Source organism: Azonexus sp., from assembly GCF_030824335.1.
Classification (GTDB): Bacteria; Pseudomonadota; Gammaproteobacteria; order Burkholderiales; family Rhodocyclaceae; genus Azonexus.
The window spans coordinates 273,708-289,457 of the sequence record NZ_JAVBXX010000007.1 but is presented as its reverse complement, the minus strand read 5'-3'; the positions used below and the strand labels follow the sequence as shown (position 1 = coordinate 289,457).

13 protein-coding genes are annotated in these 15,750 nt (G+C 59.7%); 4 read left to right on the top strand and 9 right to left on the bottom strand.

The genetic code is table 11. The annotated features are described in order from the left end of the window. Nucleotides 1–138 precede the first annotated feature (138 nt). The 7 genes from RCI20_RS05210 to lexA all read right to left on the bottom strand — a co-directional run bounded on the left by RCI20_RS05210 (nucleotide 139) and on the right by lexA (nucleotide 8,978). Nucleotides 139–3,291, bottom strand: coding sequence for an error-prone DNA polymerase (locus RCI20_RS05210; protein WP_306603555.1), 3,153 nt, complete (start codon nucleotides 3,289–3,291; stop codon nucleotides 139–141). A 252-nt stretch (nucleotides 3,292–3,543) separates the two neighbouring features. Then, nucleotides 3,544–4,092, bottom strand: a complete 549-nt coding sequence (locus tag RCI20_RS05205; protein WP_306603503.1) for a HEPN domain-containing protein — start codon at nucleotides 4,090–4,092, stop codon at nucleotides 3,544–3,546. Between the two features lie 9 nt (nucleotides 4,093–4,101). Beyond that, nucleotides 4,102–5,271 (bottom strand): DUF262 domain-containing protein, encoded by a 1,170-nt coding sequence (locus tag RCI20_RS05200; RefSeq protein WP_306603502.1) that lies wholly within the window; start codon nucleotides 5,269–5,271, stop codon nucleotides 4,102–4,104. Nucleotides 5,272–5,505: 234 nt separating this feature from the next. Continuing rightward, on the bottom strand, nucleotides 5,506–6,135 hold the full coding sequence (locus tag RCI20_RS05195; RefSeq protein WP_306603501.1) for a GDSL-type esterase/lipase family protein: 630 nt from the start codon (nucleotides 6,133–6,135) through the stop codon (nucleotides 5,506–5,508). A gap of 42 nt (nucleotides 6,136–6,177) precedes the next feature. Continuing rightward, entirely contained in the window at nucleotides 6,178–7,686 is a 1,509-nt protein-coding gene (locus RCI20_RS05190; protein WP_306603500.1) for a DNA polymerase Y family protein, read from the bottom strand. Continuing rightward, on the bottom strand, nucleotides 7,619–8,347 hold the full coding sequence (gene imuA / locus RCI20_RS05185) for a translesion DNA synthesis-associated protein ImuA (protein ID WP_306603499.1): 729 nt from the start codon (nucleotides 8,345–8,347) through the stop codon (nucleotides 7,619–7,621). The genes RCI20_RS05190 and imuA overlap by 68 nt, the downstream gene beginning before the upstream one ends. A 28-nt stretch (nucleotides 8,348–8,375) precedes the next feature. Continuing rightward, the gene (gene lexA / locus RCI20_RS05180; protein ID WP_306603498.1) at nucleotides 8,376–8,978 is read right to left on the bottom strand and encodes a transcriptional repressor LexA; all 603 of its coding nucleotides are present in this window, start codon (nucleotides 8,976–8,978) and stop codon (nucleotides 8,376–8,378) included. Between the two features lie 126 nt (nucleotides 8,979–9,104). Between lexA and RCI20_RS05175 the strand changes: the two genes are divergently transcribed. After that, entirely contained in the window at nucleotides 9,105–9,410 is a 306-nt protein-coding gene (locus RCI20_RS05175) for a hypothetical protein (protein ID WP_306603497.1), read from the top strand. Here RCI20_RS05175 and dgt read toward each other — a convergent pair whose 3' ends face one another. Continuing rightward, on the bottom strand, nucleotides 9,411–10,763 hold the full coding sequence (dgt, locus tag RCI20_RS05170) for a dGTP triphosphohydrolase (RefSeq protein WP_306603496.1): 1,353 nt from the start codon (nucleotides 10,761–10,763) through the stop codon (nucleotides 9,411–9,413). It abuts the gene before it with no gap. A 50-nt stretch (nucleotides 10,764–10,813) separates the two neighbouring features. After that, nucleotides 10,814–11,224: a thioesterase family protein gene (locus tag RCI20_RS05165; RefSeq protein ID WP_306603495.1), complete on the bottom strand. Its 411-nt coding sequence runs from the start codon at nucleotides 11,222–11,224 to the stop codon at nucleotides 10,814–10,816. Nucleotides 11,225–11,309: 85 nt separating this feature from the next. Here RCI20_RS05165 and RCI20_RS05160 point away from each other — a divergent pair, with 85 nt between their 5' ends. The 3 genes from RCI20_RS05160 to RCI20_RS05150 all read left to right on the top strand — a co-directional run bounded on the left by RCI20_RS05160 (nucleotide 11,310) and on the right by RCI20_RS05150 (nucleotide 15,707). Next, entirely contained in the window at nucleotides 11,310–12,956 is a 1,647-nt protein-coding gene (locus tag RCI20_RS05160) for an electron transfer flavoprotein-ubiquinone oxidoreductase (RefSeq protein WP_306603494.1), read from the top strand. A gap of 78 nt (nucleotides 12,957–13,034) precedes the next feature. Then, entirely contained in the window at nucleotides 13,035–13,832 is a 798-nt protein-coding gene (fabI, locus tag RCI20_RS05155; protein WP_306603493.1) for an enoyl-ACP reductase FabI, read from the top strand. Nucleotides 13,833–13,970: 138 nt separating this feature from the next. Continuing rightward, on the top strand, nucleotides 13,971–15,707 hold the full coding sequence (locus RCI20_RS05150) for a SulP family inorganic anion transporter (RefSeq protein ID WP_306603492.1): 1,737 nt from the start codon (nucleotides 13,971–13,973) through the stop codon (nucleotides 15,705–15,707). The last annotated feature ends 43 nt before the right edge of the window (nucleotides 15,708–15,750 follow it).

Sequence of the window (15,750 nt, the reverse complement as noted above, 5' to 3'; positions counted from 1 at the left end):
ATCCATCAGGAGATCAGTGACACACCGGTGTCTTTTTTATCGCCAATCATATTTCGCATAATTTGTATTATGTAAAATAAAAAATATTTTAATGAAACAAGGATGTATTTTTGAATAACGGGCCACCGTCCGTCAGGTTCAGTGGAAATCCCGACTGCTGGTTTCCAGGCGGCCCAGCCAGGCGGACAAATCGACCAGCCGCTGGGCGAGCAGATGCACGACACCATCGGCACACTGCAACTGGCCATAGACCCCCAGCAAGGACGCGCCGAGCAGTTCGCGCCGCTGCGTGTCGACCAGCGCCGGCTGGACGATGACGTTGATCCAGCCGGTTTCATCTTCCAGCGTGACGAAAACCACCCCGGTCGCCGTGCCCGGCCGCTGACGCCCGGTGACGATGCCGGCAACGCGGACCGGCGCCCGGTCGCCGCAGCGTTCGAGTTCTCTGGCACAGAGGAAGCGCCGCGCCGCCAGCCGGTCGCGCAGCAGCAACAGCGGATGCCGGCGCAGCGTGTGGCCGAGATGGCGATAATCGGCGATCAGGTTTTCGCCTTCGCTCATCGCCGGCAGCAGCGGCTGGCTCTCGGCCGGCGGCGTACCGGCGAACAGATCGCCCTGGATCGCCGCACCAGCGGCCTGCCAGGCGGCTTGACGACGTTCGCCGGCCAGGCTGGCGAGCGCATCGGCAGCGGCCAGACAATTGAGGTCACGACGCGTCAGGCGACAGCGTGCCGCCAGGTCGGCGACACTGGAAAATGTCCCATTTTTACGGTCGACCCTGGGGCCAGCCGTTGTTTTTATGGTCGCAATATTCAGCCCAATTTCACGCCGCAGCCCCTTGATTTCACGCAAGCCGAGGCGCACCGAGCCATCGGCATCGACGCGGCTATCCCAATCGCTGGCCGTCACGTCCGGCTGGTGCACGACAACACCGTGCCGGCGCGCATCCTGAATCAGCATTGACGGCGAATAAAAACCCATCGGCTGGCTGTTCAGCAGGCCGCACAGGAAAGCCGCCGGGTAATGCCGCTTCAGCCAGGCCGAGGCATAAACCAGCAAGGCAAAACTGGCAGCGTGCGATTCGGGAAAACCGTACTCGCCGAAGCCCTGAATCTGCGCCACGATGCGCTCGGCAAAGGCCGCCGGCAGACCATTCTTCGCCATGCCGGCGCGCAGCTTGTCCTGGTAGCGCTGCAGATTCCCCTTGCGCCGCCAGGCCGCCATCGCCCGCCGCAATTCATCGGCCTCGCCGGGCGTGAAGTCGGCGGCGACGATGGCCAGTTGCATGACCTGTTCCTGAAAAATCGGCACGCCATACGTCCGGGCCAGCACGGCATCAACCGCCGGCGAGATTTTCTCGATCCGCTCCCGGCCCTGCCGGCGCTTCAGATAAGGATGCACCATATCGCCCTGGATCGGCCCCGGCCGCACCAGCGCCACTTCAACCACCAGATCGTAATACTGGCGCGGCCGCAAACGCGGCAGCATGCTCATCTGCGCCCGCGATTCGACCTGGAAAACGCCCATGCTGTCGGCCCGGCACAACATGTCGTAAGTTGCCGCATCGCCTTCGGGGATTTTGCTCAAATCCAGCGGTCGACCACATGAATCCGAAACAATTGCCAGCATCCGGCGCAGCGCCGACAGCATGCCGAGCGCCAGCACATCGACCTTCATCAGGCCGACCGCGTCGAGGTCGTCCTTGTCCCACTGGATCACCGTGCGCTCAGCCATCGCCGTGTTCTCGACCGGCACCAACCGGGCCAGCGGCCCGCGCGACATGACGAAGCCGCCGACGTGCTGGGTCAGGTGGCGGGGAAAGCCGCGCAGTTGCTCGGCCAGCCACAGCCACTTGGCGACGCGCGGCGACGCCGGGTCCAACCCCTGCTCGGCAAAGCGTTCCGGCATCTGCTCGCGCTTGTCCCACCAGGCCAGTGACGCGGTCAACGCGTCGATACGGGCAATATCGAAACCGAGCGCCCTGCCCGCATCGCGCAGCGCGCCCTTGGTCCGGTAGGTGATCACGGCGGCGGCCAGCGCCGTGCGTTCGCGGCCATATTTTCCATAGATATAGGCGATAACCTCGGCGCGTCGCTCGTGCTCGAAATCGACGTCGATGTCCGGCGGCTCGCCACGTTCCTTCGAGACGAAGCGCTCGAACAGCATCGCCGAACGCGCCGGATCGACCTCGGTGACGCCGAGCGCGAAACACACCGTCGAATTCGCTGCCGACCCGCGTCCCTGGCACAGGATGCCGACGCTGCGGGCGAAACAGACGATGTCGTAGACCGTCAGGAAATACGCTTCGTATTGCAGCTCGGCGATCAGGCGCAACTCATGCTCGATGCGCTCGCGCACCGCCGCCGGCTCGCCCTGCGGATAACGGCGCTGCAACCCAGCCTCGGTCTCGTGACGCAACCACGACGTCGGCGTATGCCCGGCCGGCGCGATTTCCTCCGGGTACTCGTAGCGCAACTCGTCGAGCGAAAACGTGCACAACGCCGCGACGCGCAAGGTTTCGGCCAGCAACTCGGGCGGGTACAGCCGGGAAAGCCGCAAGCGCGAACGCAAATGCCGCTCGCCATTCGGAAACAGCGCATGCCCCGCCTCGAACACCGAAGTTTTCAGGCGCAGCACGGTCAACACATCCTGCACCGGCCGCCGCGCCCGCACATGCATATGCACGTCGCCCGCCGCCACCAGCGGCAACCCGCAAGCGGCGCCGAGCGCCCGCAATTCCGCCAGCCGCGCCGCATCGTCCGGCCCGGCGTGCAGCTCAACGGCGATCCACAAGCGCCCGGGAAAACACCCAGCCAGCCAGCGCCCATCCTCAACCGACAGCACCGCGCCCGGCACCCACAACACCAGACAATCCGGCACCGCGCCGCTCGGCGAAACTGCATTGAAATCGTGGCGCTGCAAGGTATAAGCGCCCTTCTCCGCCCGCCGCCGAGCCAGCGTGATCAAGGCCGAAAGATTCCCGTAACCTTCCCGGTTTTGCGCCAAAAAGACCAGTTTCATGCCGTCGACCGTAGTCATCTCGCTACCGATCAACAGGCGCGGCGTTTTTGCCCCGTTTTCACGGTCGACCGCAGAATCGGCGGGGTTTTCCAGTGCACGAAACGCCTGATGCACGCGCACGACGCCAGCCAGCGAACACTCGTCGGTCAGCGCCAGCGCCGCGTAGCCCTGCGTCACCGCCTGAGCCGCCAGTTCCTCCGGGTGCGAGGCGCCGCGCAGGAAGCTGAAGTTGGACAGGCAGTGCAACTCGGCGTAATCGGGGAGCGCCAGGGGATTTGAGGAGGTGGTGTGCAGGGGATTTTACAACTGTGTTTATACACAGTTATATTACATCACCCGTGGGGAACGGCGGCGCTGGGTAAAGGGCGGGGTTCTTCCATAGTGAGTAGAAGCGTGAAGCTGCTTGACTCACGCAGCCCTAAGCAGTCCTTCGCTCATTGGAAATGACAGAACCGTAACACCTCAGCCTCAGGAAAGCATATAGCGGTGACGCTATCTTTTAATAGATCTAGTTTGATAGCTTCAAGTCTGAGTTTCAGCCGGAACTGCATATTCTGTTAAGGCACCCGGAATCCACTCCACGAAACGAAGCGCCGATTGATAGCTTTGGTAAATCTCCCCAGATGTCTTTTCTAGCGGGAAATTTGCATAGTCTTGATGTACTAGTCGATTTCTATCCCGACCGAGCTCCAAAAAGCATTTAATTGAAGCCTCGAGACCCTGATCCTCCTTTACCACCTTGGAAACAATATCCTTAAACTCGTTGCCGAATAATGAAAAAAATGTATTTGCATTACTTCCATCCCAGTTAAACCAAGTATGGTACTGCCTGCTAATAGCTTTAGCTCTAACCAAGGACACAAGAATATGCCTTTTACATGTCTTATCTTCCGCAAATTGTATAACTATTTGCGTTAGCTGTGACTCAAAATAACTTGCTATCGAAAGCAGAAGAGACTTTCGATAGGTGTCATCCGCAGAACTTCTAAGCGATATTTCTCCCGTACTGGCTAAAAGCGACAATAATTGGTCGATGTCTCTGTATATGCGGTCAATTGAAGTGCTCGACATTGACAACCTCTATTCAAAATTTATTATTATGCGCGCTCTGTTCAGTCGCTTTTCGACATTCGTGCTTCTTGTTGTTCCTTCTTGAGAGGCCTCTAAAAATTCCGGATCAGCGGCTAATCTGCGAATACTCTCTTCACTAATATTTTTTTCGATCAATTTTCGTTCAGCAAACGCTGACTTGCTGGCAGCATTAAATGCGGCCTCAAAAACGGCTATATTAAATCTCCTATTTGTCTTATTTAAGAAAATATCGTCAGGAAAATCATTGCAAGCCAAAATAAACGATTCAAAAAGAGCAGAAAGGTAATCATTTTGATCTTTTGTATTTGCTTCGCTCTTTTTCGAAAATTGATTCAAGAATTTAACCATTGATGGGCTATATTTTTCACCATCAATCAACATTGCAAATGCTCTTAGCAATATTTCAATGTCCTTCATATGAATATCAGGCTCAGATGAACCTATAAGTTTCCGCCATTTATCATTAATATTTACGTGATATAACATATCGTAAAATCTTGAATGATACATACTTGTACGTATTTCCTGAGGCCTCAAATTAACTCCCCCAGTATTTAATCGGTTGAAGACCTCATACATAGAAGAGTCATCATCAGATGGCGAATTTTGCTTGACGACAATGTTTCTTATTGGCCGCAAATCAAGCTGCGTCTTATAGTCACCAAGCGTAGAGTAATTCAATCCTCGAAACTTGTTTTCATGGTTCGGCAGTTGTCCAGGCAGTTTCAGATTGAAAGGTTGAAAATAGGTGTCATCATGAAGAACTTCATCAGGAATGCCACCATATTGATCGAAGATGGCTCTTAACTCCGTCCGTTTCTCCTTTCGAGGGAAGCGCTTTTTAATGAAGTAGAAAATGGACATTAGTCTTTGTTGTCCATCAATTACGAGGAATTTATTTCTATCTTGCTCGTATAAGAATAACTGGGGCACAGGTAACCCTAACAAGAGAGACTCTATCAATTTAGAAGACCTCCCTATATCCCATACGAAATTTCGCTGAAATCCTGGAATTCTTACCGCTCCTGACTCAACAAAACTATTTAGTGTCATTACGTTGAAATCATTTGGAGTAGCTGTAATATCGTACTCTCCAATTTGAATATCATCTGCGCCTTCAGCGTAATCATCGAACCAATCCGATTTTTCCTGAGACATATTTTCCTTCTTTGTTGTGTATAGCGATATCGAACATATATTATATCGCTGATATTAATCAATACCAAACCCATAAAATTAAAGCTCGAAATAAAGGGGGCAGGCTCGTATTTTTGCGTGATTCTGCCAAATCGGATAGGCTTAACTTCACCCGAACAGCATTAGAAGCACAATTGTGCCATCCCTACTTACATGTACCAAGGAGTTTACCCGTCCACACCGTGATGCAAGCACTCACCCCACCAGCCCAAACTTTCTCAGCGCTTCGAACATCCCCGTTGCCATCACCTCGTAGCCTCGGGCATTGGGGTGGATTTTGTCGGCGCAGAGTTCGGGTTTCGACAAAACATCCGAGAAAACATCCGCAATTACCGGGATGCCCTCCTCCTCGCCAAGCGCCCGATAGATCGGTGAATCATCCGGTTTGCCCGCGACGACGGCAAGCAAGGACAACTCGGGAACCGCCACCAGCACGACCAGGGCACCAGCGGCCTTGCTCACGCGGATCAAATGACGCAAATCCTCTTTGACCGATGCGGCGGAACGCCGGCGCAGGAAGTCATTGCCGCCGATTTCGATTATCACCAGTGCCGGCGCATGTTCGCCCAGCAACGCTCCAATCCGCGCCTGCCCGGCTTGTGCCGTATCACCCGGCACACCTGCATTGATCATTTGCCAAGCGGTCAAAGCACCGAGCCGGGTCGGCCAATCCTCACCGGGGCCGGCTCCTGTACCGAAGGTCACGCTGTCACCAAATGCCAGTACCGTACTGCCGGGCGGCACGGGGCTGTAAGCGGCCTTTTTGCCGCAGGCAGGCAAGACGACGGCGAATAGAGTAGCGAGGATGATATGGCGTCGATTCATGCAGGCATGCTCCACTGAGCGGGATGAGTCAGCGCACATTATTCACGCAAACACCCCCTGTAGATACCAGCCCTGGGCATCGCGAAAAACCCAGGCCCACTGCCCCTGGCCGTTGCGGACGACGAAGTAGTCGCGGCGGATGTCTCCGATCCCTCCCGGTTCGCCGCTGTCCCACCAGCCACTTTCCAAGCGTTCGCCGCGTGTGAGGAGTTGCAGGGGACCATGCCAGTGCGGGCCGTCCGGGCGTTCGGCAAGCGGCTGCGGCGCGGGTAGCAACCACAGTGGGCGCGGCGCGGCGCATGTTGCGACCATAGAAACCACTGCTGACCCCAGGGCTGTTGAAACACCTGCCGATTCTCGGGTCGACGTCGTTTTTGCGGTCAAAATGCTCGCGGGATCACGGGGCTGCGTGGCGCATTCCGGGCGATGGTCGGCGTATAGCACCAGACTCTGTACCGCATCGTCGCCGAGCCGGGCGCGCAGGCGTTCGATGCAGGCGGCGGCGCCTTCGCCGTTCGGCGCTTGTTCGAACAGGCCGGCGCTAGCGCCGGGTCGGGCGATCACTTCGTCGGCGGTCAGGTGCAGGGCTTCGACCGGCGCGGCCAGTTGCAGGCGGCTGAGGTGTTCGCGCAGCAGGCGCAGGAAGCGGCTTTCGTCGGCGCAAGCTTCGCCGAAGCGCAGCGGCAACGCGCTGAGCGAGCCGTCGTCGTGGGTCAGGTGCAGCGTGCAGGCGCGCAGCAGCCCTTGGCGAACCTGCAGCCAACCGGCCAATGCGGCGAACAGGCGCTGCGCGGCGAAGGCCAGGCCTTCGGCGAACTCGACGCGCGACGGCAGTTCGAGGCCGGCGGCAAAATGCTCGGGAAAGATGAAAGCGCGCTGTGGATCGGGGATTTCGCCACGCGCACGCAACAGGTCATCAAGCGGTCCATTGCCGATGCGCCGATGCAGGCCGGCGGCCGGTTGTGCGGCCAGATCGCCGAGGCGGCGCAGGCCGAAGGACTCGAGGCGGGCGACGGTATCGGTTGGCCAACCGGGCACGGTGCATGGCAAGGCAGCCAGTGCCGGGGCCAGCGCGGCTATCGATTCGAGCGTGCAAGCGGCTGCGGCCTGGGCCAGCCAGCGAGCGCCGAGCGGCGTTGGCGCGACTGCCCAGTCGGCGCTCCAGCCTTGTGCCCGGCAACCGTCGAGCACGGATTCGACAATCGCCGCAACGCCGCCGAACAGCCGCCGGCAACCGCCGATTTCAAGCAACAGGCCGGCTGGCGGCGCCAGGCTCAGGGTCGGCGTGAAGCGCCCGGCCCAGCAGGCGAGATCGGCGAGCGCCCTCGTCTCACGCGCCGGTTCGCGCTCGAAAATGCGCAATCCGGGCAGCAGGCCGAGTGCGGTCGACAGCTTCTGACCGGGCAAAATGCCGGCGCTGCTAGCTGCCGGATCGGCCAGCAGAATGCGCCCACGCGCCGCGACGGCGCAGGCGGACGAACCCTCAGGCGACTGCCGCAGCGGCAGGGCTTCCAGCGTCAATAACGGAAAATGCAGGGCCAGCCACAACACGCTTGTTCCTTCCCGGACGCGCAATCGTAAGCGCCAAAGCCTGCGATGCCGGGCGACCACGGCGTTTCAGAATACGCACGCGCAAACTTTCTTCCTTCCCTGCCTCGCCCTTTTCCAGTTGCACGCGCAGCGGTGCTGGCGACGGCATGGCGGCGGCGGCGGTCGACCGCCACAAAGCGGCAAAAACCGGCTGGCCTTCTGCCGCCACCTGCAGACGCCGCAAAGCCCGGGCATCAATCCCGGCGTCCGGCCAGGCCAGCACACCCGCCAGACCGCCGCTTTTTAGCAACTGTTCCAGACACCACGCCGTCTGCTGTCCGGAACGCACGATCAGCAAACGTTCCGGCGCGATGCCTGCCGCCGCCCAGGCCGGCGCATGGGGTAAATACGGTGGCGCCACCAGGGCCAGCCAGCCACCTGCAGCAGATAGACTCGCCAAGGCCGGCAGCAGCAGGCTGATTTCGCCGATGCCACTGCGGTCGACCAGCAATTCGGTCAGATTTCCCCTTGGCCAGCCGCCGCCCGGCAATTCGGCATCCAGTTCGGGATAGCCGCTCGGAATGCTTGTTTCGGGCAAGCTGGCCAGCGCATCGCCGCGCCAGATATCGCCACGTGCCAGCACGTCAGCCAGCGCCGGGGCGGGGAAACTCGACGACGCCACGGCAAGCACCGGCTGGACTCGGCGTTGGTCAGAGTTTCGACATGGCGCCGCGAATCAGACCGACCGCAATGCCTTCGATGGCGAACTCGACTTCACCGGGATTGACGATGATCGGCTCGAAATCGGGGTTTTCGGCAATCAGCCGGATCTGGTTGCTGCTGCGCTCGAAGCGCTTGACGGTCACTTCTTCGTCAAGCCGGGCGACGACAATCTGGCCGTCACGCGCCTGATTCGTCTTGTGCACGGCGATCAGGTCACCGTCGAAAATGCCGGCGTCGATCATCGACAGGCCGCGCACCTTGAGCAGGAAATCGGCTTTCGGATTGAACATCCCGGCATCCAGCGCATAGCGTCCCTGCACGTTTTCTACCGCCAGAATCGGCGAACCGGCGGCCACGCTACCGATCAGCGGCAGGCCAAGCTGTTCGACAAGGCGAATGCCGCGTGCCGAACCGGGTTCGAGATTGATGGCGCCTTTTTTGGCCAGTGCCTTGAGGTGATCTTCCGCCGCATTCGGCGAGGCAAAACCGAAGGCCGTGGCGATTTCCGCGCGGGTCGGCGGTGCGCCGAGTACTTCGACCGTATTCCTGATGAAGTCGAGGATTTCCTGCTGACGCGGTGTGAGTTTCATGGCTTGCTCCGGCAAATTCGGTTGCCTGTATTTTTGTACAGTAATCGTGTTTTGGCAAGCGGAGATTGCACGGAAAATCGACTAATATCCGGTGTGATCCGGACTTGAACCGCAACAGGACTCCCCATGAAACTCCAGCATCTCGCCGTCGGCGACCGCTTTGAATACGAAGGCAAGATTTTCGTCAAAACCGGCCCGCTGACCGCGTCTTCAGACACCGGCGGGCAACAGCTCATTCCCCGCTATGCCGTGCTCAAACCGCTTGATGTGCCGGTCGCTGAAACGAAAAACGCGCTGCGCGGCCGCTTGACCGAAGCCACGGTGCGCAGTGCTTTCGACCGTTTTTACCGGACCAGCGAGCGCCTGACCGACCCGGCCGCCCATGCCGAACTGGAAAAGGCGCGCGACGAGTTTTTTGCTGCGCTGAAATAATCAGCTTGGCAAGGCGTAACCCTTGAGCTTGCGATACATGTCCACCGCGTACGAATCAGTCATGCCGGCCACGAAATCGGCAACCTGCAGCAGACGCACGTAGGGATCGGCGTCAGGCTGGCCGTTGTGGCCGAGGAACTGGGTCGGCAACAGCTTCAGCAACATCTTTTCGCGGGTCGTGCAGCGGGTGCCGGAAACCCCGGCCCCGGCTTCGACCGCCTGGGTAAACAAGGCCAGCAAGGCGCCGAGGACTTCGAAGCCGGCGGTTTCGATTTCCAGCGCCGGCCGTGCCGTGTAGATGGTTTCCTTGGCGACATGCAGGACCGCCTGCAAGGGGACGGAAACCGGCGACTGGGCGAGCAGTTCGTCGTCGAATTCGCCCTTGAGGATGGCTTCCTCGTTTTCCAGAAAGACGCCAGCGGCACTTTCCAGCAAACGCCCGATGGCCTTGGCGCGCAGGTATTCCAGACGTTCCTTCGGATCGTGCAGGCGATCCAGCCGGCCACCGCTGGCGCTATTGCCGGCCAGATCGGCGAGCAGGCATTCGGCATCCTTGTAAGGCACGAAACCGAGACGGGCGGCGTCTTCCAGATCGACGATCAGGTAGCAGGTGTCGTCCGCCACTTCGACCAGAAAAGCCAGCGGATGGCGGCGCCACGCGGTATCCGGAATTCGCTCGACAAGGCCGGTCGACCGCGCAACGCGCCGAAAATTGTCCAGATCCTGCTGGAAAAAGCCGAATTTCTTGCCGCTCTTGCCATCAAGCTCGCTGGCCAGATGCGACGGCCGCGGATATTTCGTGAAGGTGGCCAGCACGGCGCTGGTCAGTTGCAGCCCGCCCGGATTGGCTGGGCTTTGCAGGCGCGAAACGATGCGGAATCCCTGCGCATTGCCTTCGTAACGCTCGAAATCGGCGCGCTGGGCCGGCGTGAAATCATGCCGGTCGAGCAAACCGGAGGTGCGGAACCATTCGCGGATCGCATCCTCACCGGCATGGCCGAACGGCGGATTGCCGATGTCGTGCGCCAGGCAGGCAGCGGCCACGATGGCGCCGAAATCACCGGATTCGACATCCTTCAGCCCGTGCCGGGCGATGATCTCGCGGCCGACCACGGCACCGAGCGAACGGCCGACGCAACTGGCTTCAAGGCTGTGGGTCAGCCGGGTACGCACATAGTCGCTTTTCGACAGCGGGAAAACCTGCGTCTTGTCCTTCATCCGGCGAAAGGCCGAGGTAAAGACGATGCGGTCGTAATCCTGCTGGAAGGCCGTGCGTTCGGCTGATCCCGGCGCCTTGCCGGCGCCCAGGCGCTCACTCGACAGCAGTTTTTCCCAGATTTTTCGTTTGTCCATGCTTGACCTGTCCGACGAAGGCGTCGTGGTTTGTTCTATGGCCGGCGAGTTTACTCTGCTTCGAGCAAAGCCCGCACATGATCGGGCAAAGGCACCGACTTGCCGGTTTGCATATTCATCCAGACCACCTTGGCTGCCCCTTCGGCATAGATGCGCTCATCACCTTCGAGGCGCATTTCGACGTGGGTTTCGCAACTGGAACGGCCAATCGCGCCAACAAAAGTCCGCACCTCGACCGTGCCCGGATAGTTCATCGGGATCAGGAAAGTACAACTGGCGTTGATGATGACCGGCCCATCGCCGCCCGGCCGGACCGGCACCTGCATGCCCTCGACCCACTCGACCCGCGCCTGCTCCATGTAGCGGAAATAAACCGTGTTATTGACGTGCCCGTAGGCATCCATGTCACCCCAGCGGATGGGCATTTTGGTGACGTGAATCAGCTTCTTTTTATGTTCCATGATGTTGAATTCAAAAGGGGTTGATCAATAAGTTTCCATACTGTACCGTATTGAAAAAAAGCTCACAACGAAGCGAGGAGACATCATGGAACGCGAATCAATGGAATTCGACGTCGTCATTGTCGGCGGCGGCCCGGCCGGACTGGCTTCGGCCATCCGCCTGAAACAACTGGCGGCGGAAAACGGCAGCGAACTGGCCGTCTGCCTGATCGAGAAAGGCGCCGAAATCGGCGCCCATATTCTTTCCGGCGCGGTGATCGATCCGCGCGCCCTCGACGAACTGCTGCCCAACTGGAAACAGGATGGCGCACCGCTCAACGCCCCGGTGTCGGAAGACCGCTTCCTGATCCTGTCGGAAACCGGCGCCAAGCAAATTCCCAACGCCCTGCTCCCCGGCTGCTTCCATAACGAAGGCAATTACGTCATCTCGCTCGGCAACGTCTGCCGCTGGCTTGGTGAACAGGCAGAAGCGCTGGGCGTCGAGATTTACCCCGGTTTTGCCGGCGCCGAAGTGCTGTTTGATGAAAACGGTGCGGTCAAGGGCGTCGCCACCGGCGACATGGGCCGCCTGCACGATGGTTCGGAAGGCCCGAATTTCCAGCCCGGCATGGAACTGCACGGCAAATACACCTTCTTCGCCGAAGGCTGTCGCGGCCACCTTGGCAAACAGTTGATGGCGCGTTTCGACCTGAATAAGGATGCCGATCCGCAAACCTACGGCATCGGCCTCAAGGAATTGTGGGACATCACGCCGGAACAGCATCAGATGGGCTTGGTCGTGCATAGCGGTGGCTGGCCGATGCAATCGGATACGTATGGCGGCGGTTTTCTCTACCACCTGGAAAACAACCAGGTCGCCGTCGGCTTCGTCGTCGGGCTTGGCTACGAGAATCCGCACCTGTCGCCGTACGAGGAATTCCAGCGTTTCAAGACGCATCCGGCGATCCGCAAATTTCTCGAAGGCGGCAAGCGCGTGGCCTACGGCGCCCGGGCGCTGACCGCTGGCGGTCTGCAATCGCTGCCGAAAACCATTTTCCCCGGCGGTGTGCTGATCGGCGACGACGCCGGTTATCTCAACGCCGCCCGCATCAAGGGTTCGCACTGCGCGATCAAGACCGGTGCGCTGGCTGCCGAAGCCTGCTTTGCCTCCCTCGCCTGCAACCGCCAACGCGACGAACTGACGGCCTACCCGGAAGCCTTCCGCAACAGCTGGCTGTACGACGAGCTGCATGCAGCACGCAATTTCAAGCCGTGGATGAGCAAGGGGCTGTGGCTGGGTTCGCTGATGTTCGGCATCGACCAGTTACTGCTGCGCGGCAAGGCACCGTGGACGCTGCACCACAGCACGCCGGACCACGCCAAACTGAAACCGGCTGCTGATTTTGCGCCGATCCACTATCCGAAGCCGGATGGCGTCATCACCTTCGACCGCCTGTCGTCGGTATTCCTGTCCAGCACCAATCACGAAGAAGACCAGCCCTGCCATCTGCAATTGCGCGATGCGACGCTGCCGATCAATGTGAACCTGGCTGTGTACGACGCACCGGAACAACGTTACTGCCCGGCCGGCGTTTATGAAATCCTGCGCGACGAAGCCGGCAACAATCCCCGGCTGCAAATCAACGCGCAGAACTGCGTGCATTGCAAGACCTGCGACATCAAGGACCCGCGCCAGAATATCAACTGGGTCGTACCGCAGGGCGGCGAAGGGCCAACCTATCCGAATATGTAAACCGGATTGATGCAACGCAGCGAACGGCACTTTCTCGGTTTATAATCTCGCGGCTAAACCCCTCAGGGAGAACAACACATGGGCTTTCTCGCCGACAAGAAAATTCTGATCACCGGTCTGCTGTCCAAGCATTCCATCGCCTATGGCATCGCCAAGGCTTGCCATCGCGAAGGCGCTCAACTGGCTTTTACTTACCAGAACGAGCGTTTTGTAGACCGCATCAAGAAGTTTGCCGCCGAGTTTGGCAGCGACATCACCATTCCGCTGGATGTCGCCAGCGACGAACAAATCACCAATGTGTTCGTCGAACTCGGCAAGCACTGGGATGGCCTCGACGGCTTGATGCATTCCATTGCCTACGCACCGACCGAAGCCATTGAGGGCGATTTCCTCGACGGCATCTCGCGCGATGCCTTCCGCATCGCCCACGAAATTTCGTCGTACAGCTACCCGGCGCTAGTCAAGGCCGCCCGGCCGATGATGCAGGGACGCAAGAGCGCTGCGCTCGCCCTGTCCTACCTCGGTGCCGAACGCACGATGCCGAACTACAACACGATGGGCCTGGCCAAGGCCAGCCTGGAAGCGGCCACCCGCTACCTGGCATTCTGCCTCGGCCCTGAAGGCATCCGCGCCAACGCCATTTCGGCCGGTCCGATCAAGACGCTGGCGGCTTCCGGTATCGGCAATTTCGGCAAACTGTTGTCGTACAACTCGCACCATGCGCCGCTGCGCCGCAATGTGACCATTGATGAAGTCGGCAATGCCGCAGCCTTCATGCTGTCCGATCTGGCCAGCGGTATCACCGGTGAAATCATGTACGTCGACGGCGGCATGAACACGGTTGCACTCGGCAACGCCGAACCGCTGCCAGCCTGATCGAAATTTTGCGGTCAACGCGCCAGATTTGCGCAAATGCAGCACAAAACGCCGACCCGGTATCGCCCGGTCGGCGTTTTTCTTGGCCACTATCTTGCCACATAGCCTGAGTCGAATTCGGGCGCGCCAGCCAGACGAATGATGTGCCGCCTGCTGCCCCACTGGGCTTCACCCTACCCGCGCCAGCACCTGGGCAGCGATGTGCTGGCCGGAATCATCGTGACCATCCTGGTCATTCCACAAAGTCTTGCCTACGCGCTGCTGGCCGGTTTGCCGCCGCAAACCGGTCTGTATATCAGCATTTTTCCCGTCATTGCCTATGCCTTGTTCGGCAGCAGCATGGTGCAGGCGGTCGGCCCGGTGGCGATCACCGCGATCATGACTTTCTCGGTGCTCACCCCGTTGGCGCCGCCGGGCTCGGCCGAATACCTTGTCCTGGCCGCCACGCTGGCGCTGGGTTCGGGGTTGCTATTGCTGGCCGGCGGCCTGCTACGCCTGGGGTTTCTCGCCCAGTTGCTCAGCCGGCCGGTGATCAGTGGCTTCATTTCCGGCTCGGCAGTGTTGATCGTGTTCAGCCAGTTGAAGCACTTGTTTGGCTTGACGAGCGGCAGTACGGATGCCTGGCATCTGGCTGGTGCGTTATTGACAGAAACCCGCATCGACGCGAGTACAGCCATCGGCTTCGCAGCCATCGTCCTGCTGGCTTTTGCCCGCTGGGGCATGGCCAGTCTGCTCGGCAAAATCGGCCTGTCGACCACGTCGACCGCATTCATCGTGCGCCTGATGCCGCTCTTTGTCGTCCTTGGTGGCACGCTGGCAGTCATCGGCTGGCAACTCGACAGCCGCTACGGCGTAGCCGTGGTCGGCCGCATTGCCGAAGGCCTGCCCGGTTTTCAGCTTTTCCTGCCCGGTTTGGCCGAACTGAAACTGCTGGTTGTCCCCATTCTGCTGATGGCGCTGATCGGCATGGTGCAGAATATTTCGATGGCCCAGGCACTGGCCATCAAGCGTCGCGAACGGATCGATGCCAATGCCGAACTGCTGGGTTTGGGCAGCGCCAATATTGTCGCTGCCTTTTATGGCGGCATGCCGGTTGGTGGCGGGGTCTCGCGTTCTGCGGTCAACGTCGCCGCCGGGGCACAAACGCCGCTGGCCAGCATCGTTTCGGCTTTTGCCATGCTGGCCGTGGTGGCCGGTGCCGCACCGCTGTTTGCCCGCTTGCCGCTGGCCGTTCTGGCCGCCAGCATCATCGTTGCCGCGATCAGCATGATCGACCTGCGCGCCTTGCGCCAAACCTGGGATTACGACCGGGCCGATGGCCTGGCCGCGCTGGGTGCAGCGGCCGGCGTCTGCGCACTCGGGCTGGAAGCGGGCATCGCACTGGGCATCTTGTTTTCGCTGGCGACCTTGCTCTATCGCGCCAGCACGCCGCACATTGCCGTCCTCGGCCGGATTCCGCACAGCGAGCACTTCCGCAATGTCGAACGCCATGCGGTTGAGACGATACCCGGCGTACTTTTTCTGCGTATCGACGAAAGTCTGTTTTTTGGCAATCTGAATGCCGTCGAAACCCGCCTGGCCGCCGAACTCGATAAATCGGGCGACAAGTCCGAGGAAATCCGCGACGTGGTACTGATCATGAGCGCGGTCAATCGCGTCGATGCGACGGCCATGGAGGTCCTAAGCGATATCAATCGCGATTTTGCCGAACGTGGCCGGCGCCTGCATCTGGCCGAAATCAAGGGGCCGGTGCAGGATCGGCTGAGCCGTTCGCCGCTGTGGCCCGCGCTCTCCGGGCAGGTCTTTCTTGCGGTGAACGACGCTTTCGAGACACTTTCCGGCGCGGCGGCATCAGGGCCGCAGCAGGAAATCTGATCCCCAGCCCTGCTGGCATCGCCTTTGCCGCCCGATTTTTACA

What these genes read in the sequence shown, in the direction of transcription:
- lexA (WP_306603498.1), bottom strand. Translation starts at nt 8,978, where the DNA reads ATGAAACTCACACCGCGTCAGCAGGAAATCCTCGACTTCATCAGGAAT.
- dgt (WP_306603496.1), bottom strand. Translation starts at nt 10,763, where the DNA reads ATGGACAAACGAAAAATCTGGGAAAAACTGCTGTCGAGTGAGCGCCTG.
- fabI (WP_306603493.1), top strand. Translation starts at nt 13,035, where the DNA reads ATGGGCTTTCTCGCCGACAAGAAAATTCTGATCACCGGTCTGCTGTCC.
- RCI20_RS05205 (WP_306603503.1), bottom strand. Translation starts at nt 4,092, where the DNA reads ATGTCGAGCACTTCAATTGACCGCATATACAGAGACATCGACCAATTA.
- RCI20_RS05175 (WP_306603497.1), top strand. Translation starts at nt 9,105, where the DNA reads ATGAAACTCCAGCATCTCGCCGTCGGCGACCGCTTTGAATACGAAGGC.
- RCI20_RS05160 (WP_306603494.1), top strand. Translation starts at nt 11,310, where the DNA reads ATGGAACGCGAATCAATGGAATTCGACGTCGTCATTGTCGGCGGCGGC.
- RCI20_RS05165 (WP_306603495.1), bottom strand. Translation starts at nt 11,224, where the DNA reads ATGGAACATAAAAAGAAGCTGATTCACGTCACCAAAATGCCCATCCGC.
- RCI20_RS05150 (WP_306603492.1), top strand. Translation starts at nt 13,971, where the DNA reads ATGATGTGCCGCCTGCTGCCCCACTGGGCTTCACCCTACCCGCGCCAG.
- RCI20_RS05195 (WP_306603501.1), bottom strand. Translation starts at nt 6,135, where the DNA reads ATGAATCGACGCCATATCATCCTCGCTACTCTATTCGCCGTCGTCTTG.
- RCI20_RS05200 (WP_306603502.1), bottom strand. Translation starts at nt 5,271, where the DNA reads ATGTCTCAGGAAAAATCGGATTGGTTCGATGATTACGCTGAAGGCGCA.